The following is a 22,065-nucleotide window of genomic DNA, read 5'->3' on the forward strand; positions in this document are numbered from 1 at the left end:
CCTATATTGTATCAAATTTTGCATTAGCCAAAACTAAAGCAAAAAGCACTTCAATATTATTTTTTTCTAAAAGCTCTTTTGCCTCTAATAAACTTAATCCAGTAGTTATCACATCATCTACTAAAATTATAGGATATTTTGGACGCTTTAAAAGCTTATAAGATCTTTTATTATCTTTACGAAATTTCACACTTTTACCACTATATTTAAATTCTGAACTAGCTTGCAAGGTGTGATACATAGGTTTTATAAATTTAGTATTTAAGTATTTAGTTAAAATAGCAGTATGAGAGTAATTTTTATATGTTTTATCATCTAAAGCTATAGCATTAATTTTACAAGATGGTTGAAAAAAATCCTCAAATTTAGCAAAACTCAATTTTGCCAAAGCATTTAAAACAAAATAGCCTTGAAATTTGTGTTTAAAATAAATCAAATGCTTAATTTGCTCATATTGATAAAAATAATAAACTTTAAAATTTCCCTCAAGTTCTCTTATACCTAAAGAATATTCTAAAAGCTCTTCCTTGCAAGCTGGACAAAAACTCGCAAAGGAAAATCCATGGCAATTAAAACACCTCACAAAGAGCTGATAATATCTGCAGATTTATTAGCCACTTGTTTTATAAGAAGCTGAGTGAAAAAAGGTAGATCTTTGATATTATAAAAACCTTTAACTTCTTGTTTGGTTTTAATATTAATAGTTTTATTGGTATTAATATCTTTTAGTGTCAATTGACTAGCAATAATTGAAAATAAAGAACTAGAATCAAATTTAGAATAAAAATCATTAAAACTTAAATCTACTCTTAAAACATAAGGAGAATCTTGTGTATCTTCTACTACAACTATACCTCTATTTTCTAATTCTTCTTTTAAAAACACATAAAAATAATAGTTGAAATTTTCATTGATGTAATAATTACTTCCATTAGAAGAAGAATATTTTAAATTCTCATTTAAATCATATACCCTATGAATATAAACTTTTTTTAAGGAAGCACTTTTATCAATTGTTCTTTTATTTGCGCAATACTTAAGTCCCACATCACTAATATACACAAGGCCTTTAATTTTTGCTTCATATGCTTTAGAATCAGAAGGATTATAACATTGTGCTTGAATTTTTATAAGCTCATTAACTTTTGCAACACTTTGATTTTTAGAATTTACAGCACATGCACTAAAAAATAAAGCTAAAACAAATACAAATACTTTTTTTAACATCTTTTTTTTCCTTAGAATCATCTTTATTATTTTATGATTTTTAATTAGCAAAAATTATACCAAAAACAAATAAATTTTACTAAAACTTACTTTTTTTCACACAAGAATAATTTTATTGAAAAAATTTTATACAAAAATTGATATTTAAAAGAAAATTCATTTAGAATATGTTACAAAACTGCAATATTTTAAAGGAGTTGTTAAATGAGTTCAAATACAAAAACACTTATAGTCGTTGCTGATTTAGTGTTATTTATCGCTTTGCTTTATTTTTCCCCTTTTGGTGAAACTAAAGTAAACCAAGGTTTATCTTTGTTAATTTTTATTGCCGTTTTATGGCTTAGCGAGGCTTTGCATGTTACTATTACAGCTATTTTAGTACCTGTTTTAGCTGCTATTTTGGGATTACTACCCACCGCTAAAGCTTTAACAGGTTTTGCTGATTCTAATATCTTTTTATTTTTTGGTGGTTTTGCTTTGGCCGCAGCTATGCATCATCAAAAATTAGACAAACTTATTGCACATAAAATTTTAACATTAGCAAAAGGGCATTTGGGCCTTTCTAGTTTGTATATTTTTATTACCACTGCGTTTTTATCTATGTGGATGAGTAATACCGCAACAGCAGCTATGATGCTTCCGCTTGCTATAGGTATGTTAGCTTCACTTGATCCGCAAAAAGATAGAAATACTTATGTTTTCATCCTTTTAGGTATAGCTTTTAGTGCGAGTATAGGTGGTATAGGCACCATAGTAGGAACTCCACCAAATGCAATCGTTGCCACTCAATTACACATTACTTTTGCACAATGGTTAAAATACGGAATTCCTATTGTTTTAATTTTCCTACCTGCAATGATTTTAATTTTATACTTTATGTTTAAACCTAAATTTAATCTACAAGTTGATTTACATACTGAAAATATAGAACTTACAAGACCTAGAATCATCACTTTAATAATCTTTTTAGTCGTTGCACTATCTTGGATTTTTAGTGGTAATATCAGTCCTATCATCACAAGTATTTTTGGACACAAAATAGCAAATCTTGATGCAATTATTGCTTTATTGGCTGCTGTTTTAGTATGTGCTTTTAAAGTAATTGATTGGAAAAATATACAAAAAAATACCGATTGGGGTGTATTAATGCTCTTTGGTGGAGGTATCACTCTAAGTGTAGTATTAAGAGATTCTGGCGCTAGTAAAGTAATGGCTGATACTATCATTTCATTTATAGAAAATGGACATTTATTTATTATAGGTTTAATTGTGGCATTTTTTATAGTATTTTTAACTGAATTTACCTCAAATACTGCTTCAGCAGCCTTACTTGTGCCTTTATTTATCTCTATAGCAGATACTTTAGGTGTTCCTGCTTTAGGACTTGCTTTAATCATTGCTATTGGTGCTTCTTGTGCTTTCATGCTACCAGTTGCTACACCACCAAATGCTATAGTTTTTGGTACAGGACATATTAAACAACAAGAAATGGTAAAAGTTGGGATTATATTAAATATCTTTTGCTCAATCGCACTTGCAGTAATTGCATACTTTTTCTGGCTATAATCTTTTAGTCCTTTTGGACTAAAAGATCTTTACACTTTAAAACATAGTTTTTTACATCTTTACTTTTATACAAAGCTTCTCTTATACATACGCCTGCTAAATTTAAATCTTTTAAGTGATTTATAGTTTGGATATTTATCCCACCTATGACATAAATGGGTATTTTTGAAACTTCTAACAAATCTTTTAAATTTTTTATACCCTTTGGTGTTAAATCAGCCTTACATGAGCTTTCAAATACATGTCCGAAAAAAGTATGATTTACTTTAAACTTATAAGCTAAATCTAATTCTTCTTTAGAATGGATAGAAGTGCCCAAAAGCTCAAATTTTTTATAACTTTGTGGGTAATTTTGTAAAATTATTAAGGGAGCATGAAAAAATTGATGATTTAATTTTAAACAAGCTTCATAATGATAATGCAAAAAGCAAATTTTTTGAGTTTTATTAAAAATTTTTAATACTTCTTTGGCTAATTTAGTATATTCTAACTCATCCAAATGTTTTTCTCTAAGCACTAAAGCATCAATACTACTTTGACTTAGTTTTTCAATAAAATTTAAAAAATCTCCTTGGGTATTTTGACTATCGCTAATAGCAATGATTTTTTTATCCCACATAAATACTATCGCTCATTATAGCTTGTAAATTTGCATTTTTTAACATAGCTAAAACCTCATCAACACTACGCATATCACTAATTTGAAACTGATCATCACCTTTTTTATCACCTTGGTGCTCACCTACCCCCACGCTTACACCTGCACTCATTTTAGTAGCTCCAAGTTTAATAACCCTGTCTCTAAATCCTGCTCTTTCACGCGTAGAAATCGTAATACTTGCAAAAGGTAAAAATAATCTATAAGCACATAAAACCTGCAAAAGCCTTGTTTCACTTACATCTTTTGGATGAATTTTTTTATTATTGATAATAGGTCTTAATCTAGGGATAGATAAAGCTATTTCAGCATGAGGGTATTTTTGCTGTAAAAAATACGCATGTAAAGCCGTAGCAAAAGCATCCTTTCTAAAATCATCCACGCCAAGTAAAGCTCCAAAAGCAACCCCTCTCATACCTGCTTTTAACGCTCGCTCTTGTGCATGAAAACGATACTCAAATACACTTTTTTCACCTTCAATATGAATTTTAGAATAAGTTTTTTGATTATAAGTTTCTTGATAAACACTTACATATTCACAACCCTTTTCATGAAGCAATGCATACTCATCTACATTCATAGGATAAACTTCAATTCCCACGACCTTAAAATACTCTTTTGCTATCTCACAAGCTTTGGCAAGATATTCTACGCTAGCATATTCCCTGCCCTCACCTGTTAAGAGTAAAATTTCTTCCAAGCCACTTTTTTTAATCTCTTGCATTTCTTTGTGAATTTCAGCCTCGTTTAGCTTAGCTCTTTTAATATTATTTCCTTTTTGAAATCCACAATAAGTACATTTGCTATTGCAAAAATTAGAAAGATATAAAGGCGTAAAAAGCAAAATGGAATTTCCAAAATATTTTTGAGTAATCTTGCTTGATTTTTGTGCTAAATCTTCTATAAAATCTTCCGCTGCGCTTGAAAGCAAAGCTTTCAAATCTTCTATGTTAAGATAATCTTTAACTAAAGCTTGTTTTACATCAAAAGCGCTAAATTTACTTTCATCAAAATTTTCAACTTCTTTTAAAACCTTAGTTAAAATCTCACTTTCAATACTTTGCATATGAGGATATTTTTGCATTTTAATCTCTTAAAAAACCACTCAAAGGCGAGCTTGCACTTGGCGTGCTTTCATTTGCTATGCCTGCTAAATACGCATTATATCCTGCTTCTATAGCTAACGCAAAAGCCTTTGCCATTTTTGCTACATCTTTAGCTTGAGCTATGGCGGTATTTGCCATCACTGCACTTACTCCCATTTGTATGGCTTCACAAGCTTGTGCTGGATTTCCTATACCTGCATCTACTATAATAGGTAAGCTAATTTCATTAAGTAAAATTTGTATAAATTCTTTAGTTTTTAAGCCTTTATTGCTTCCTATAGGAGCTCCAAGAGGCATTATAGCAGCAGCTCCTGCATTAGCCATAGCACGTGCTGCATATAAATCAGGATACATATAAACTAAAGGTGTAAAACCCTCATTTGCTAAAAGTTCTACTGCTTTTATACTTTCATAATTATCCGGTAATAAATATTTACTATCGCTAATTACTTCAACCTTAATCATATCTCCACAACCAAGCTCTCTTGCAAGTCTTGCTATACGCAATGCCTCATTAGCATTTCTTGCACCTGAAGTATTTGGTAAAAGCTTAATATGCTTTGGGATAAAATCAAGTATATTTTCTATACCTTTATCATTTACCCTACGCAAAGCTAAGGTGATAATCTCAACTTTTGCTTCTTCAATGGCTGATTTTATAAGCTCAAAAGAAAATTTCCCAGAACCTAGAATAAACCTGGAATTAAACTCATATTTTCCTATTTTTAATTTTTCCATTACTCGCTCGCTAAAAGTTCTAGAACTAAATTTGCTTGATGTCCTGCACAAATATTTACACGCGGTGCCATAAGTCCATTACCTACTTTTGCCTCGTTTTTTAAATCACCACAAACATAAAAGTTTTTTGCAATTTTTCTTGTTTGTATGCTGTTGCTATCGCCATATCCTGCTAAGCCAGAAGCACAAATTAATGTTTTTTGAGGATAGTATTGGTGAAAATTTTGCGCTAAAAGGGCTTTGTATTTTGCACTATCAAAGGCTTCACAAACTATATCATCATCTGCAAAAAGTTTGGCTATATTTTCTTTTTCTATTTTTAAAACTTGTGCAAATACTTCTATAAAAGGATTAATTTTAGCGATTTGATCTTTTAAAGCTTCAGCCTTAAATTTACCTAAATCTTCCACCATATAAGCTTGACGGTTAAGATTACTTGGCTCAACCACATCAAAATCAATCAAATGAAGCCTACCAACCCCACTTCTTGCTAAATTTATAGCTATATGCGAGCCAAGTCCACCAAGTCCACACACTGCCACACTTGCCTTTTTAAGCTTATCATGAAGTTTTGGAGTATGTCTTGCCCTCATCATCGCATCAAGAGCTTCATATGGTGGTAAAGTATTTTTTTCTATACAAAAAAGCTCATCATTTTCTTTTAGCTCCAAACTTTCTTTTGTTGCAAAACCATTGACTATCCATACATCATTTTCATTTTTACTCACACTTTGAAAAAATTCCAAAGTGTTTTTAAAATGCGTGTCTATCATACTACCATTAAATTTAATTCTCATCAACCACCACCTACAAAAGTAACAATCTCTACTTTATCATTTTCTTTTAAAATCAAATTTTCAAATTTATCCCTTGGGATAATTTCTCCGTTTAATTCTAAGGCAATAAATTCTATTTTTAATTGCTTTTCTTTAACATAATCCATAAATCTAAGCTCTTTTAACTCAAGCTTTTGCCCATTGATAATCATTTAAAACCTTTACTTATTTTACTTAAAATACTTACTCACTTACATTATTATAATTAAATCTTAAAATAATAGCTTCTTTTATCTCTCCAATATCAATAGCATCTTCTAAATTATAACCAAATCTCAAAAGTAAAATTTCCAAATCTTTTTTAAATTTTATTTTTGTAGGTTTATTATAATAGGTTTCATTTCTAGCTTTTCTTATTTGGCTTAGTTTTGTTTTAAGGTATTCTTTGGTGCCAAAACTTGGTAAGACTTGATTTTTATATATTTTTTTATCTTTAAATATATAAGCAAATTCACTCCAATGATCTATTAATATCTCTTCTAAATCAATCAGACAAAAATCATCAAAAATTTGCCAAGTGCTATTATATTCATCTATTTTTTGACATCTCTTTTTAACTTTTTTTAAAAGACTTTTTAAAGCAAGATTAAAAACTTCTTCACTAGATTTAAACCAATCATCATCTAACTTATTATACAAATTTGCTATTTTTACTGCTAAAGTACTTCTTAGAGCATTTTCATAACATTGTAAAAGTAAAAAATTTGCTTGATGATTTTTGCGTCTTTTGGAATAAATTTTCATAATTAGCTCAAACAAATCTTCACATTTTTGATTTTTTTCTAAAATCTTTTGTGCTTCTTTGCAAGCTCCCCACAAATATCCAAAATGCAAAACATTAATCCCTTTTATCGTTCTAAATTTAAAATCACATTTTAATTTAAAATTGATAAATAGCTTTTCTATTTTTTCATAGCTACTTACATCAAGCTCAAAAGACATTTTACTTCCTATTACTCCATTTTAAAAAATTAATGATATAATTTTAGAAGTTTAGAGGGCTAACTTGCCGGTAGCTGCAAGGTACTCTTAAATGAGAGGCTACTCTAAATTCCTATTACATCCATGCTTTTCCTAGTTAAAATTCTCTAATAAATCTTTAAAAACTAAATACAATTTTTCAAGCTCTTCTATACTCACTCTTTCATCAATTGCATGAATTCTATCATTGCACACGCCAAATTCTACTACTTTCACACCAAACTCAGCAAAATATCTTGCATCGCTTGTACCACCTTTGGTGTTAAGTTCTGGCACTACTTGAGTGATTTTTTGTACACTCTCATTTAGCTTTTGTACGATTTTAGAATCACTTTGTGTTAAAAAAGGATTTGAACTTTGATTTATGCTCAACTCATAATCAAGTCCTTCACAAGTCTTTTCTACATAAGCTTTTACATCTTCTAAGCTAGTTTGTGGAGAATTTCTTACATTAAACATCAATTTTAAATCATTTGGGGTTACATTGCACACTTCCATACCACCGCGTATATCAGTAATAACGATTTTAGATGGTGCAAATACCTCATCGCCTGGATCAAGATCAAAACCTGCTAAAAATTTCAAAGCAAAAGCAAAATTATGCACAGGATTAATGCATTTTTGCGGGTATGCTACATGGCCTTGTTTGCCTTTGATAAGCAATTTTGCATTGATAGAACCACGACGCCCTATTTTAATACTATCTCCAAATTTTTTATCACAGGTTGGCTCAGCAACCACAGCAAAATCAGGTAGCATATCTTTTTCTTGCATAAATTTAAGCACTTCAAGCGTGCCAAATTTAGCCTCGCCTTCTTCATCGCTTGTTAAAATCAGTGAAATTCTTCCTTTGAAATTTTCTACCTCCTTAACTGCACACATAAAAGCAGCCACGCCACTTTTCATATCTTGTGCACCTCTTACATAAATAAACCCATCTTTTTCTAAAGGCTCAAAAGGATCACTGCCCCAACCCTCTCCTGCAGGCACTACATCTACATGCCCGCCAAAAGCTAAATGCTCGCCATCATCACTAAATTTTTTAGTCAGCAAAAGATTTTTCACACCTTCTTTTTCTATAAAAAAAGCTTCAAAATCACTTAACTCCACTGCAATATAATTTAATGCTCCATCATCATCTGGGGTGATGGATTTAAATTTGCTCAATTCTTTAAAAATTTCAACTACTTGCATGTTCTATCCTATAAAAGCTTTATACAGCATAGAAAGAGCAAAATACTCTAAAATAAATGCTGAAAAAAGATTAATGTAAAATATATGTTTGTTTTTTACAAGTGCTTTGAATTTAGACACAAAAAACGATAGAGTAAAAATCCAAAACACAATAAAACCAACCAAACCAAAAAGCAAGGCAAAAGAGTTTTTACTCTGCATGCTAAGCCCTGCTACACTCACCCAAAAGCCTATAACATAAGGATTTGTAACATTTAAGAAAAATCCTTTGCTAAAACCTTTTAAAGGATGTGTTTTATTTACCTTGTTAAGATCGACTTTTCTTGTTTTTCTTAGCATTAAAAATACCATAAAACTCAAAAAGAAAAAGCCAAAAACCGCTAGTATTTTATAAAAAAATTCATTATTTGCAAAGCTTAAAAGCCCAAGATTAATCAAAATCAAAAAAAGTATATCAGCACTTAAAGCACCGAGCCCAACGCAAAAAGCATTTTTAAAAGAAGACAAAGCAGTATTTAAGATCAAAATATTCACAGGTCCAAAAGGCACAGACACACCCATACCTAAAACTATGCCTTGTAAGATTACTTCTAACATTTTGCTTCCAAGAAATTTTCTATATCGGTTTTGATTTTATCAATGGCTGTGCAAACATCTTCTATATAAACTTTAGTAAAATTACTTTCTAAATATTTATCCTCATCAAGATTGTTTAATATACTTTGCTTACATACTCTTGCATACTCTCCCACGGGTAAAACCTGCCCACTTGTGCCTATACATACAAATAAATCGCAATTTTGTAATTTTTCATATAAAATTTTATAATTTGGCGCCATTTCTTCAAACATCACGATATTGTGTCTTATACTTTTGCTTTGACATTTAGGACAAATTTTATCATCACTACTTTCATAGCCTATGTTAAAAATATTTTCACACTCTAAACACCAAAGCTCAGGTAAAAAACCATGCAAATGCACCACTTCTTCACAACCTGCTCGCTCTAATAAATCATCTATATTTTGCGTTAAAATGCTAATTTGTTTTGGAAATTTTTGTTTTAATAAAGCGATGATTTCATGTGCGTGATTTGGCTTAACACTAGCTAGTTCTTTTCTTCTTTTATTGTAAAATTCCAAAACTTTTTTAGGATTTTTTCTAAAGCCAGTTGCTGAGCAAACTTCCATCACATCATGCTCTTCCCAAAGCCCACCACTAGCTCTAAAAGTCTTTATACCACTTGGAGCAGACAAGCCTGCCCCGCTTAAAATCATCACTTGTTTCATTATTAAACCTCATTATTGTTTAAAGGTTTTACTATAATTTTACTTAAAGCTTAACCACCTTAGCACCAAAACCACCTTGATTAATCGGAGCATCATTAAAGCTTTTTACACTTTTGTGGGCTTTTAAAAACTCTTTTACCGCAAAAGCTAGTTTTCCCGTGCCTATACCATGATAAACTATCACCTCATCAAAACCTACTATCAAAGCATCAGAGATAAATTTATCTAATCTCTCAAGCGCTTCATCACTTCTTAAGCCGTGTAAATCTAAAGTCATATTTAAAGCACTTGGACGGGTTATATTGACACTTGATTTTACCTTTTGTGTAGGGGTTTGATTGCTTTTTTTAAGAAGCTTTAAAGGCACACGCAAACTCAAACCATCGCTTTGAATCATCGCATCGTTTTTTGAAATTGTAGTGATTTTACCTTTGATTTTTTCATATTTAACAAAATCCCCTACTCTAAGCTCTTCATTTTGCTCCATACTTGGTAAAACAATACTTTTTTTAAGTTCATTGGCTTTGTTTAAACTTCTTTGTTTTTCTTTAATATCTTTTAGATTTATCGTTTTTTTAGCTTCTTCTATGGCTTTGTGATATTTAAATTCTAAATTAGAAATAAGCTTTTTAAATTCTTGCTCATTTTTTTCTTTTTGATCTTTAAGTGAAAGTAAAATTTCATCTACCTTAGCTTCTTTTTTCTCAAGCTCTTCATTTTTCTTGCGTAAAGAAAGTTCAAGATTGATGTTTTTACTTACCATTTCTTCTAAATTTTCTTTATCTTCTCCATAAAGCTTTTTAGCATTTTGCACTAAATTTGCACTTATGCCATATCTTAAAGCCGTTTCAAATGCATAAGATTTACCTATAGTGCCTTTTAAAAACTCATATTTTGGACGTGATAATTCCTCATCATACAAAGCAGCGATAAGTTCTACTTGTGAATTTTTAGCCAAAAGCATAGCAAGGCGTTTATGGTGGGTTGTAATGATGATTTTATTATCTTGTTCTAAAAGCTTAGAAATAAGCTCAGTATATAAACACGCAGCTTCTTCAAAATCTGTTCCAAGCTCTATCTCATCAACCCCTAATAAAACATTTTTCTTACCCAAAAGCTTAGAAAAATGCAACATTCTTCCTGCAAAAGTAGAAATATCATTTTTTACATTTTGTGGATCTTCTAAAATCGCATCAAATTCTTTGAAATTCCCTATTTGGCTTTTTTGTGCGTTAATTTTCATAGGAAGTAAATGCTTTGCAAGTAAAGCTGCACTTAAAATTCCTTTTAAAAGCATAGACTTACCACCTGCATTTACACCTGTGATGATTAAAACTTTTTTATTAAATTCTATATTAACACTTTTTGCATTTTTTAAAGCCGGATGTGCGAAGTTATATAAGCTTAAATTATTAGAACTATCAGCTAAAACAAACTCATAATCATGTTTTTTAGCCATCAAAACTCTAGCGCTATAATGATCAAATAAATCAAAAGCATTATTGATAAATTTCAAAAACATCAAATTTTTATAAAAAATCAAGCTGATTTTTTTAGCATACTCATAAAAAATTTCTTCTTTAGCATCTTTGATTTCATCTATTTGACTTTGGATTTTTTCTACGCTTAAAGGCACCACATAAAATCCACCGCCACTACTTCTACCTATGATTTTTGCTTTTAAGACATGATTAAACCCACCGCGTAAAAGCAAGGCCTCCATACCATTGATAAGATGGATTTGCGTATCAATCAAATATACACTAAGATTTTTAGTATAGGTGAGTTTTTTAAACTCAGCTACCAAGCTTTCTTTTTTTATCTTTAGAGCTAAATTTAGATTAACAAGTCTTTCATCAACACTTTCTTTAATCTCACCCTTTTCATCAAAATACTCAAAAAGCTCTAAAATAGCCTGTGGAATTTCTATTTTTAAAAGCCATTCTTTTAAACTTTCTTCAAATTTTAAACCCTTTAAGTATCTAAAATACATACAGATTTTAATAAATTCAAAGCTTTGACTTAAATGTAAAATTCCTTGCTTGCTAAGATGAGTTAAAGCACTATTTAGCTCTTCTATCATAGGTGGAGGATTAAAATCAATCAGTGAAAGCTCATTGATTCTTTTATAATGAAGCTTGCTATCACCTTGTAAAAAAATTTCTTTATCTCTTGCAAAAAGCCCCCTAAAATCTTCTATATAGCCATCTAAATCTAACTTTTTAAAAAATTGCTCTTGCATTATTTATCTACCTTGCAATCTTTTATATCAAAAACATAGGCTTTAAATTGTTTATTTTTACCATTTGAAATAAAACTTTGCGTTCCATGCTCAAAGTTAAAATACTCTTTAGTGACATTAACATCTTTGCAAATTAGACTTTGTCCTTGTAAAAATGCATTGAGTGTTTCTTTTTTCAAAACCCCACTTCTTGTGGCACTTAACTCAAATTTAATCGCAAAGGCAATCATCAAAATCAACACTAAAATCAAAAGATAATTACTAATCTTGCCTATTTTTTTACGCAAAAAAATGAAAAAAAGTAAAATCGCAAAAAAAGCTAAGACATATAAAAAAATCTTAAACATACTTACCCCTAAGCTTTGTGCTTATATCTCCTGCACCAAAACCAATTACCAAGCCATTTTCAATCAACTCATCATCAAGATAAATAGCATTTTCTTCTCTTTTAATTTCTTTTATAAATTTAGCTTTTGGAAAGTATTTTTGCATATTAATATCTATTTTAGCTTCCCCTGCTGCATACACAGGTAAAATATAGAGCTCATCAACATTTGCTAAAACCTCGCTAAAATACTCTATATTTGCACTTAAACGCGTGTAGCGGTGAGGCTCAAAAATAGCTATGATTTTTTTATATCCAGCTAGCCTTGCATACTCATTTGCTGCTTTAAGTGTTGTTTTGATTTCTGTTGGATGGTGCCCATAATCATCAATCAAAGCCATATTTTCATTTGCAAATAAAATGTCAAATCTTTTTTTAATCCCTTGATATTTTAAAAGCTTAGTTTTTAGCTCTTCTATATTTATAAATTCACTCGCAGCCAAAATAGCCAAAGCAGCGTCCATCGCCACATGCTCACCCATACCAAAAACGCTAAATTCGCCTAAATCTTTAAGTGTAAAATAGGTTTTTGGCTTAAAATTTTCTACTTTCATATAAATATTTGTGATATCTTTGCTTGGGTAAAGCTTTTTTGCATTATTTAAATTTAAACTTGACAAAAACTCATCTTCAGCATTAATCACTTGAATTTTAGACAAACGCAAAAAGTCTTCATAAGCTTTGTATAATTTTGAAAGATCATTTCCATAATGATCTAAATGTTCTGCTTCAACATTAGTCACTATAGCTAAATAAGGATTTGAGTTCAAAAAAGAACTGTCACTCTCATCAGCTTCAAAAATAAGATTTTCGCTTTCTTTATAAAGCATATTGGTGCCACTTTCTTTTAGCACTGCACCAATAATAACAGAAGCTTCTATCAAGCTTGCTAAAATGCTTGAAGTTGTGCTTTTACCATGGGCTCCCGCAACCGCAAAAACTCTTTTGTCTTTTAAAATCATAGGCAGGGCTTCTTTTCTTGAAAGCGTTGTGATGTTTTGTTTTTTTGCGCTGATTAATTCCTCATTATCTTCTTTGATAGCAGCTGAATACACCACCAAATCCACATCTTTTACATTGTCTTTATGATGAGGAATTTTTATATTTATACCTTCTTTTTCTAATTCTTTTGTGATTTTACTTTCTTTGATATCAGAACCACTAATCTTAAAGTCTTGTTCTTTTAAAAATCTCGCCAAAGCTGAAATTCCAATACCGCCTATACCTATAAAATGAATTTTTTGCATTCTTGCCTCAAATTTTTTGAAAATTTAAGGCAAAATTCTATCATTTGTTTACTAAAAATAAAATATAAACTTTTTAATGAGTATTTATTTTATCCTGATATAAATCACATAGCCACATCAAAATATTTACACAATCTTATATAAATTATTAATACTAAAACTACTTTATATTTAATTTAGTATTAATATAACAATATTAAAATAAAAATATTAAGTTTAAATTAATTTAAAAAAATAAAATTGCAAAATATTTTATAAATAAATAAGGAGTAAAATTTGATCAATCCACTAAAAGTTTTTAGCACTATAAATCTAATGTGGCTTATAAGACATTATGTGTTTGCAGCATGTATTTTTTTTATTTTACCACTCCACTATCTAGCAGCATTTCATTTTTTATTATATTAGGAATTAATTTTTATTATTTCCTTTTGCATGTTTTGTATGGAAAGAACTAAAAAATATACTGCTTGGAGATAATGTATTTTTTATTAATGCTCTTTTTTTAGTCATTGCAAAAATAGTTATAAAATTTTTATTATTTATGCTTGCCTTACCAATTGGAATAATAGGATTTTCAATTCTTTGGTTTATAGTTAATAAACAAAATAGTTAAATCCAAATTTACTATATTAAATTATTAATTCTAACAAATTATACTTTATATTAAAAGTATAATTTGTGTTTTAAAATATAAATTATTCTTCATAATTTTTCACAAGCTTATCAAAGCCCCATAAATTTCTAGCTTCATTTGCCTTACTAACTTCCACTACAAGCATTTCTTCTTGATCGCCAAGTTGCTCTTGCACTTCGCCAAAAGCATTAATAAAAAAGCTATCTCCATAAAATTTCCACTCATTTTCTTGCTTTAAATTACCTATACGATTAACCCTTAAAATGCTTGATGAGTTTAAAAAGGCTCTTGTTTTTAAAAGTTCTAGCCATCTTTGATTACTTTCAAAGGTGCTAGCTGTGGGAATGATGACTAAGTCTATCTTTTTTTTCATGATCATTTGCCAAAAGATATCAAAATGTGCCTCAAAGCCAAAAAGCAAAGCACATTTTAAGCCCTCATGTGTGAAAGTAAAAAGTTTAAGCTTATCAGCTTTTTTATTGTTAAAAAATTTTTCTTCATTCCAGTGTGCATAAGGCATTAAAATTTGTTGCTCATACACTTTTACATTTTGTGGACCTACTTTTAAGCATAGTTTTTTTAAACCATCATTTTCAACACTTATGAAAGGTGCAATAATATTTAAATCATATTTTTTAGCAAGTTTTATCAAGCTTGCTTTTTTACTTTGACTTTGTTCTTTGATCATACTTTTTGGCATAGTTTTTAGCTCACTAAAAAAGCTATTTAAAACATACTCGCCCAAAACCACCAAATTCGCACCACTTTCCTTAGCAGCTTTTAGATAATAATCAAGCCTTGATTCACTCAAAGCCAAAGTGGGAAATTGTAAAGCTACAACACTACTCATCTACTTGCTCGATTTCTAATTTAGCATTTTCAAGCATAGTTCTTGCTTGCTTGATACTTTTTAAACCTTCTTTATAAATTTCTACGCAAGTTTTAAGGTCCAAATCTTTATCATTAAGTTTTTCCAAAGAAAGCTCGGCTTGTTTGATATGATCTTCAAATTCCATTAATTACTCACCTTATAATTTGGTGCTTCAGCAGTGATAGTTACATCATGCACATGGCTTTCTTTTAATCCTGCTACGGTGATTTCTACAAATTCAGCTCTTTCTTGGAAAGCTTTGATATCTACTGCACCTACATAACCCATAGAAGATCTAAGCCCACCTAAAAGTTGATGTACTACACTTTTTATACTTCCTACATAAGGCACCCTACCTTCAATACCTTCAGGTACAAGTTTATCTTGAGCTGTACCTTCTTGGAAATATCTATCTGAACTACCTTTTTGCATAGCACCTAAGCTTCCCATGCCACGATAACTCTTATATTGTCTTCCTTGATAAGTAAATAACTCACCTGGACTCTCATCAGTTCCTGCCAAAAGTGAACCTATCATCACACTACTTGCTCCTGCTGCGATAGCTTTTGCAATATCACCTGAGTATTTTATACCCCCATCAGCGATTACTGGCACGCTGTATTTACTCGCTTCTATTGCACATTCATCTATAGCTGAAATTTGAGGTACACCCACACCCGAAACAATACGAGTGGTGCAAATACTACCAGGTCCTATACCTATCTTAACAGCGTCTGCACCTGCTTCACATAGATCTTTAACTGCTTTAGCACTTGCAACATTTCCTACTATCACATCTACATTAAATTCAGCCTTAATTGCTTTTAATGTATCAATAATCCCTTTAGAATGCCCATGCGCACTATCCATTACTATAACATCAACTTCAGCTTCTACTAAAGCCTTTACACGATCAAGCTGACCCACACCCACAGCTGCAGCCACTCTTAATCTTCCATAGGCATCTTTATTTGAATTTGGATATTCTTTACGCTTTTTTAAATCTTTTATAGTGATTAAGCCTTCTAAGTGGTTATTTTCATCTACAATAGGAAGTTTTTCTACTTTATTAGTAGAGAAAATTCTTTCTGCATCATCTAAAGTAGAGCCTTTTTTAGCAGTGATTAAAGGCATTTTTGTCATTACATTTTCTACTAAATTATCAAAGTTAGTTTCAAATCTTAAATCGCGATTAGTTAAAATTCCTATTAAAATTTTATTCTCATCTACCACAGGAACGCCTGAAATTCTATATTCAGCCATGAGTTCTAGTGCTTCTTTAACACTTGCTTTAGGCCCTATATAAATAGGATCCATAATCACGCCACTTTCACTTTTTTTAACTCTTTTTATCTCTCTAACTTGTGAAGCTATGTCCATATTTTTATGGATTACCCCTATGCCACCAAGCCTTGCCATCATAATAGCTGCTCTATGTTCAGTAACTGTATCCATAGCAGCTGAAATCAAAGGCATATTTAAGGTGATATTTTTTGTAAGTCTTGTTTTAATATCTACTTCTTTAGGTAAAACCTCAGAATATTGAGGGACTAGTAAAACATCTTCAAAAGTCAAAGCGCGTTTTATGATTTTCATAATTTTTCCTTTATTTGTTTTTGATAATTTCTTCCAAGCTCAAAGCACCATCTAATAAAGTTTGCTCATCATAAGCTTTGCATATAAGCTGAGCAGAAATACTAAGTCCATTTTCATTTTTTCCTACTGGCACACTAATGCCACCAAGTCCTGCTAAATTCACTGAAATAGTAAATACATCTTCTAAATACATTTGCACTGGAGTTTTTATATCGTTAAAACCAAAAGCAACGCTTGGAGCAACTGGCATAAAAATCAAATCACAATCGTTTAAAATTTCTTCATATTTTTGCTTGATAAATCTTCTAGCCTTTTGTGCTTTGATGTAGTATGCATCATAATAGCCACTACTTAAAACAAAGGTTCCTAGTAAAATTCTTCTTTTTACTTCCTCACCAAAACCTTCACTTCTGCTATTTACATACATTTGGCTAAGATTGTCACATTTTTCACTTCTTCTACCATATCTTACGCCATCATAACGACTTAAATTTGCACTTGCTTCAGCTGCTGCTATGATATAATAAGCCGCAACATCAAATGTAGAATCCATTAAGTCTTTATATACAATCTCATGGCCATTTGCTTTTAACATATCTATAGTTTTTAATAAGGCTTGTTTTACATCATCATTAGTTTGTTCTATATAGTTTTTAATCACAGCTATTTTTAGCTTTTTATTTGCATTTAGCTTTGGCGTAGTTGGCTCAAAAGCTATGTTTACACTCGTGCTATCTTTTTCATCATAGCCTGCAATAGCATCATATAAAATCGCAGCATCTTCAACATTTTGCGTTAAAACTCCTATTTGATCAAGGCTTGAAGAATACGCTGCTAAACCATACCTGCTAACTCTTCCATAACTTGGCTTAAACCCAACACAACCACAAAAAGCAGCAGGTTGCCTTACTGAACCACCTGTATCTGAACCCAAACTTGCTAAAGCTATCCCTGCAGCAACCGCAGCAGCACTCCCCCCACTACTTCCACCTGGGACTTTGGCATTATCAAGTGGGTTTAAAGTCTTACCATAAAAAGAAGTCGCGCTCGTACTTCCCATAGCAAACTCATCCATATTACATCTTCCAAATGGAGCAAAATTATTTTTGCGTAAATTTACAATAGCACTTGCATCATAAGGAGCTACATAGCCTTGTAAAATTTTAGAACCACAAGTTAACTCCCAATCTTTTACACTAATATTATCTTTTATAGCTACTGGTACACCAGCACCTGAAGTGCTTAAGTCTTTATTTAAAAACTGCTCTACATAAGCACCTAAATGCTTTTGCTGATGTGCTTTTTCATTTAATTCTTTTTTTAGATTTTCTAATTCTTCATTTGAAAATTTCAAAGCTTCTTTTAAAGTTACCATTATTTATCCTTAAATTTTTTAACCAAATAAAACAAAAAAAGCGTGATAAATAAAAAGCTCAATAAAGTAATCACTACCACGCTAAAAGGTAAAGCTTGCTCAAACATTTTTTGCTTTTTCCACACTATTACATCTTGGACATAAACATTCTTCTTCTTTTGCTAAAAATTTCCAACATCTTGGACACTTGTGCAATAAAGAACGCACTATTTTAAAACTATGATCATCTATTTTAAACTCACTCAAAGCTTCTTTATCATCTAAGCTTTCTATCGAGCTTACCATAAACCAATCAGCTACTTCTTCAATATCTTCACTCAAAAGCTCATTTGCACTTGTTTGCAAGCTTAACTCTAAGGTTGATTTGATGATTTTGTCTTTTTTTAATACATCTATAAGCTCAAAGAATTTTTCTCTTGATTTTATAAATAAATCATCTTCGATTTTATACTCATAATCAAAGCCATTTTTTAATACCAAATCAAAAACATCTTTAGCATTTTCTTTAATGGCCACATTTGCATGTTCTAAAGCTTCATCTATAGTGTAAGTTAAACTTGGAGCTAAAAGCGCAAAAAGTTTTCTAGCTATTAGCACCATGGCACTTTGCGCGCTTACTCTTTTTGTATCATCTTTTGCATTACAATATAATCTATCTTTGCACACATCTAAATAAATTCCACTTAAATCCGCACTTAAGAAATTTAAAAGCACACTAAAGCCTTTTGCAAATTCATATTTTTCAAAAGCAGCTTCACATGCTTCAAAAGCAACTTTTGCACGCATTAAAATCCACTTATCTAAAAGTGTGAAATTTTTTGTTTCTAAAAATTCCATATCATTAGTATTTGCAAGTAAAAATCTTATAGTATTTCTTATCTTTCTATACTGCTCACTTACTTGTTTTAAGATATTGTCTGAAATTTTTAAGTCCGTTGAATAATCACTAAGCATTATCCAAAGTCTTAAAATTTCTACCCCATAATTTTTAGCTACATTTTGAGGTAAGATCACATTACCCTTAGATTTACTCATTTTTTGACCCTTTTCATCTACGGTAAAGCCATGAGTAAGTATGTTTTTATATGGGGTTTTGTGATTGATAGCAGTAGAAATTAAAAGTGAGCTTTGAAACCATCCACGGTGCTGGTCACTTCCTTCAAGATACATTGAAGCTTGATATTCTCCTGCATCATATCTTGCTGAGTTTAATACTGCTTCCCAAGTACTACCACTATCAAACCAAACATCTAAAATATCATAAACTTTTTCTAAATTATTTGGATCATATTTGCTATTTGGCGGTAATAAATCTTTTATTTCTAAATCCCACCACGCATCAGCTCCATTTACTTCAAAAATTCCCACCAAATGATCTAAAACATCATCATCAAAAATCACTTCTTTGGTGTTTTTATCTCTAAAAAATGCGATAGGCACACCCCAATCTCTTTGTCTTGATATACACCAATCAGGGCGATTTTCTATCATAGAACTAAGTCTTTTTACCCCACTTTCTGGGTAAAATTTCACATTATTTAATTGCTCTAGTGCCAGCTCTCTTAAAGATTTTCCATCTAATTTTTTCTCATCCATTAAGATAAACCATTGTTTTGTAGCTCTATAAATAACCGGTTTATGTGTTCTCCAACAAAATGGATAAGAATGTATAAATTTAGAACTTTCAAGCAAAGCTTCGCCAAGCAATTCTAAAATACGCTCATTTGCTTTAAAAATATGAAGTCCTATAAACTCATTTAATAAATGCTCTGGCAAAAGCCCTTTAGCTCTTAGTGTTTCATCATAACACCCACCATCATCTACTGGCATAATCACTTCAATGCCATATTTTAAGCACACATAATAATCATCCTCACCATGACCTGGTGCAGTATGTACAAGCCCTGTTCCACCTTCCATTAAAACATGATCGCCTAAAATAAGAGTGGATTTTCTTTGATTAAGTGGATTAATAGCACTTAAATTTTCAAATTCAGAACCTAAAAGTTCTTTTTGAATTTTTCCTTGAGTGAAGTTTTTATTAATCATATTTTCAAGCAAGGCTTTAGCAAAAATATAACCTTCTTCAGTGATAACATATTTTTCATTTGGATTTAAAGATATAGCTTGATTTGCCGGTAAAGTCCAAGGCGTGGTAGTCCAAATGACTGCTTTAGCTTTTTTTACACCTAGCTTTTCAAGGGAAGTTTTATCAAGCTCAAAAGCTACAAAAATAGAATAATCTTCTTTATCTTCATACTCTACTTCAGCTTCTGCTAATGCACTCTTAGCAGCCCAACTCCAAAAAACAGGCTTACTTCTTTCTAACAAAAGTCCTTTTTTAGCGATTTTACATAAAGCTTTGTAAATATCTGCTTCAAAAGCATTTTTCATAGTCAAGTATGGCTCATCCCAATCAGCAATCACACCCAAAGACTTAAATTCATCTCTTTGGATATTTACAAATTCTCTCGCATGCTCTCTGCAAAACTCACGAATTTCTTTTTTGCTTAAACTTTGCTTTTTATCTTTAAGTTTAACTTCAACTTGCTGTTCTATCGGTAAACCATGACAATCCCAACCAGGAGTAAAACGCACTTTTTTACCTTGAAAATAATGCATTTTGATGATGATATCTTTTAAAATTTTATTTAAAGCATGGCCAATATGCAAATGTCCATTAGCATAAGGAGGGCCATCATGTAAAGTAAAACTCTCGCTTATTCCTTGTCTTTTTTGTTTCATTTTTTCATAAGCATAGTTGTTTTCAAACCACTTGCTAAAACGCTTAGGCTCAAGCTCTGCTAAATTTGCACGCATTGCAAAAGTCGTATTTGGAAGCAATAGCGTATCTTTATAATCCATATAATCCACCTTGAAAAATTTAAAAATAGTAAATTCTACTTAAAATACTTTTAATTTGCACTTATTTTTTTGTTATAATCGCAATAAAAAAAGGAAAATCATGAAACATCTCATCATCATTATAGGCAATGAAATTATTATTAATGAAAATTATATGCGTTATATACAAGAAGAATACAAAAAGCAGTTTTTAGAGCTTCATGAGTTAAAATTTATAAACAAACCTGATAAAGAACTTCCTTTTTTACTTGAAAAACTTTCTAAAGAATATAGCTATATAACCATTTTTAGCATTAGCGAATACTATGCAACCATAGCTAAGATCATAGCAACCTTAAATGATGATGTTTTAATCTTAGAAAATGATACCCTAGTACCTTCAAAAGCTTTGCGTGAAAAAAATTCCTTTTTAAGTTCTTTTGAGCAATGCCATATTAATTTATTAAATATAAATATAGAGCAAAAATTGCCTTTGATTTTGCAAAATCCTGAACTTGACTATGCGTATTTTTGTCTTTTAGATATAGATGAAATGAGTGCAAATATCTTACTTAGCACACTTACTACTTCTTTTGAAATTCAAACTTGCTCAAGTGCATTATTAGATAATCTCATTTGCATTAGAGCAAGCGCTAGTCAATATGGAAAACTAGAAGGATTTTTAAAAGGGGTTTTCAAACTTTTTGCAGGAAAAGTATTTTTAGGAAATGATCCTATTAAATTTATAGCCAAAAAACTTTTAGAAAAAAACTTAAAAATTTCCTTTGCAGAAAGTTGCACCGCAGGACTTTGTGCTTCAAAATTTGCTGAAAATTCAGGAATTTCTAATGTGTTTGAGGGTTCTTTGATCACTTATTCTAATCGTTTAAAAAATTCTTGGCTTGGGGTGAGCAATGATACTTTAGAAAGTGTTGGGGAATATTCTGATCGTTGTATTTATTTTATGTTAAAAGGGGTTTTTAAAACCACAAATTGTGATTTTGCTTTAGCGCTTAGTGGGGTAGCTGGAGAAGAAAATGATAAAAATACCAAAGCAGGCACCATCTACATAGGAGCTATGTATAAAGATGGAACCTTTTTACAAGAATGCATTCATATACAAGGCAATAGAAACTATACAAGAGAGCAAGCTAGTTTGGCTGCATATTGTTTAATGCTTAGATTAAAACCTGAAATTTTCTTTGGTGTTTAATTATAAAAGCGGTGTAGTTAAAAATACACCCCACCACTTAAATACAATTTCATTCTATGC

General features: G+C 30.8%; 21 protein-coding genes. 2 read left to right on the plus strand and 19 right to left on the minus strand.

What is annotated here, in order from left to right:
* Window position 1: 1 nt before the first annotated feature.
* Together L8W69_RS07820 and mapA are read right to left on the minus strand one after the other, a co-directional pair.
* Window positions 2-583 (minus strand): ComF family protein, encoded by a 582-nt coding sequence (locus L8W69_RS07820; RefSeq protein ID WP_263666832.1) that lies wholly within the window; start codon window positions 581-583, stop codon window positions 2-4.
* The gene (gene mapA / locus L8W69_RS07825; protein ID WP_133319808.1) at window positions 580-1,227 is read right to left on the minus strand and encodes an outer membrane lipoprotein MapA; all 648 of its coding nucleotides are present in this window, start codon (window positions 1,225-1,227) and stop codon (window positions 580-582) included. Before mapA ends, L8W69_RS07820 begins: the two co-directional genes overlap by 4 nt.
* Before the next feature lie 204 nt (window positions 1,228-1,431).
* Here mapA and L8W69_RS07830 point away from each other — a divergent pair, with 204 nt between their 5' ends.
* Window positions 1,432-2,793 carry a DASS family sodium-coupled anion symporter gene (locus tag L8W69_RS07830; protein WP_133319807.1) on the plus strand — a complete coding sequence of 454 codons (1,362 nt, stop codon included), beginning with the start codon at window positions 1,432-1,434 and terminating at the stop codon, window positions 2,791-2,793.
* A 4-nt stretch (window positions 2,794-2,797) separates the two neighbouring features.
* Here the strand turns inward: L8W69_RS07830 and L8W69_RS07835 are convergent, their stop codons facing one another.
* The 17 genes from L8W69_RS07835 to ileS all read right to left on the minus strand — a co-directional run bounded on the left by L8W69_RS07835 (window position 2,798) and on the right by ileS (window position 20,813).
* Window positions 2,798-3,412 carry a thiamine phosphate synthase gene (locus L8W69_RS07835; protein ID WP_263666833.1) on the minus strand — a complete coding sequence of 205 codons (615 nt, stop codon included), beginning with the start codon at window positions 3,410-3,412 and terminating at the stop codon, window positions 2,798-2,800.
* On the minus strand, window positions 3,402-4,535 hold the full coding sequence (gene thiH, locus L8W69_RS07840) for a 2-iminoacetate synthase ThiH (RefSeq protein ID WP_263662966.1): 1,134 nt from the start codon (window positions 4,533-4,535) through the stop codon (window positions 3,402-3,404). The genes L8W69_RS07835 and thiH overlap by 11 nt, the downstream gene beginning before the upstream one ends.
* A gap of 1 nt (window position 4,536) precedes the next feature.
* Complete coding sequence (locus tag L8W69_RS07845) at window positions 4,537-5,295, minus strand: thiazole synthase (protein ID WP_263666834.1); 759 nt, start codon at window positions 5,293-5,295, stop codon at window positions 4,537-4,539.
* A complete protein-coding gene (thiF, locus tag L8W69_RS07850) occupies window positions 5,295-6,095 on the minus strand; it encodes a thiamine biosynthesis protein ThiF (protein WP_263666835.1) in 801 nt (266 codons plus the stop codon). Before thiF ends, L8W69_RS07845 begins: the two co-directional genes overlap by 1 nt.
* A complete protein-coding gene (thiS, locus tag L8W69_RS07855) occupies window positions 6,092-6,283 on the minus strand; it encodes a sulfur carrier protein ThiS (RefSeq protein ID WP_066006795.1) in 192 nt (63 codons plus the stop codon). Before thiS ends, thiF begins: the two co-directional genes overlap by 4 nt.
* A 31-nt stretch (window positions 6,284-6,314) precedes the next feature.
* Window positions 6,315-7,073, minus strand: a complete 759-nt coding sequence (locus tag L8W69_RS07860; protein WP_263666836.1) for a CAAX protease — start codon at window positions 7,071-7,073, stop codon at window positions 6,315-6,317.
* 132 nt (window positions 7,074-7,205) lie between these two features.
* Window positions 7,206-8,306, minus strand: a complete 1,101-nt coding sequence (dapE, locus tag L8W69_RS07865; RefSeq protein ID WP_263666837.1) for a succinyl-diaminopimelate desuccinylase — start codon at window positions 8,304-8,306, stop codon at window positions 7,206-7,208.
* 3 nt (window positions 8,307-8,309) lie between these two features.
* Window positions 8,310-8,903, minus strand: coding sequence for a LysE family transporter (locus L8W69_RS07870; protein ID WP_039628698.1), 594 nt, complete (start codon window positions 8,901-8,903; stop codon window positions 8,310-8,312).
* On the minus strand, window positions 8,897-9,595 hold the full coding sequence (locus L8W69_RS07875; protein ID WP_263659648.1) for an SIR2 family NAD-dependent protein deacylase: 699 nt from the start codon (window positions 9,593-9,595) through the stop codon (window positions 8,897-8,899). The genes L8W69_RS07870 and L8W69_RS07875 overlap by 7 nt, the downstream gene beginning before the upstream one ends.
* A 43-nt stretch (window positions 9,596-9,638) precedes the next feature.
* Window positions 9,639-11,837 (minus strand): endonuclease MutS2, encoded by a 2,199-nt coding sequence (locus tag L8W69_RS07880; protein ID WP_263666838.1) that lies wholly within the window; start codon window positions 11,835-11,837, stop codon window positions 9,639-9,641.
* The gene (locus L8W69_RS07885; RefSeq protein WP_263662975.1) at window positions 11,837-12,184 is read right to left on the minus strand and encodes a hypothetical protein; all 348 of its coding nucleotides are present in this window, start codon (window positions 12,182-12,184) and stop codon (window positions 11,837-11,839) included. The genes L8W69_RS07880 and L8W69_RS07885 overlap by 1 nt, the downstream gene beginning before the upstream one ends.
* Complete coding sequence (gene murC, locus L8W69_RS07890; protein ID WP_263666839.1) at window positions 12,177-13,469, minus strand: UDP-N-acetylmuramate--L-alanine ligase; 1,293 nt, start codon at window positions 13,467-13,469, stop codon at window positions 12,177-12,179. Before murC ends, L8W69_RS07885 begins: the two co-directional genes overlap by 8 nt.
* Window positions 13,470-14,167: 698 nt before the next feature.
* Window positions 14,168-14,956 carry a carbon-nitrogen hydrolase family protein gene (locus L8W69_RS07895; RefSeq protein ID WP_263666840.1) on the minus strand — a complete coding sequence of 263 codons (789 nt, stop codon included), beginning with the start codon at window positions 14,954-14,956 and terminating at the stop codon, window positions 14,168-14,170.
* Complete coding sequence (gene xseB, locus L8W69_RS07900) at window positions 14,949-15,122, minus strand: exodeoxyribonuclease VII small subunit (RefSeq protein ID WP_039628709.1); 174 nt, start codon at window positions 15,120-15,122, stop codon at window positions 14,949-14,951. Before xseB ends, L8W69_RS07895 begins: the two co-directional genes overlap by 8 nt.
* Window positions 15,122-16,573: an IMP dehydrogenase gene (gene guaB, locus L8W69_RS07905; protein WP_263666841.1), complete on the minus strand. Its 1,452-nt coding sequence runs from the start codon at window positions 16,571-16,573 to the stop codon at window positions 15,122-15,124. The genes xseB and guaB overlap by 1 nt, the downstream gene beginning before the upstream one ends.
* A gap of 10 nt (window positions 16,574-16,583) precedes the next feature.
* The gene (gatA, locus tag L8W69_RS07910; protein WP_263666842.1) at window positions 16,584-17,948 is read right to left on the minus strand and encodes an Asp-tRNA(Asn)/Glu-tRNA(Gln) amidotransferase subunit GatA; all 1,365 of its coding nucleotides are present in this window, start codon (window positions 17,946-17,948) and stop codon (window positions 16,584-16,586) included.
* A 99-nt stretch (window positions 17,949-18,047) separates the two neighbouring features.
* Window positions 18,048-20,813 carry an isoleucine--tRNA ligase gene (gene ileS, locus L8W69_RS07915; RefSeq protein WP_263666843.1) on the minus strand — a complete coding sequence of 922 codons (2,766 nt, stop codon included), beginning with the start codon at window positions 20,811-20,813 and terminating at the stop codon, window positions 18,048-18,050.
* Window positions 20,814-20,913: 100 nt separating this feature from the next.
* Here ileS and L8W69_RS07920 point away from each other — a divergent pair, with 100 nt between their 5' ends.
* The gene (locus tag L8W69_RS07920; RefSeq protein ID WP_133319790.1) at window positions 20,914-22,005 is read left to right on the plus strand and encodes a CinA family protein; all 1,092 of its coding nucleotides are present in this window, start codon (window positions 20,914-20,916) and stop codon (window positions 22,003-22,005) included.
* Window positions 22,006-22,065 lie beyond the last annotated feature (60 nt).

This window comes from Campylobacter sp. CNRCH_2016_3089 (genome assembly GCF_025772505.1).
Taxonomy (GTDB): domain Bacteria; phylum Campylobacterota; class Campylobacteria; order Campylobacterales; family Campylobacteraceae; genus Campylobacter_D; species Campylobacter_D lari_D.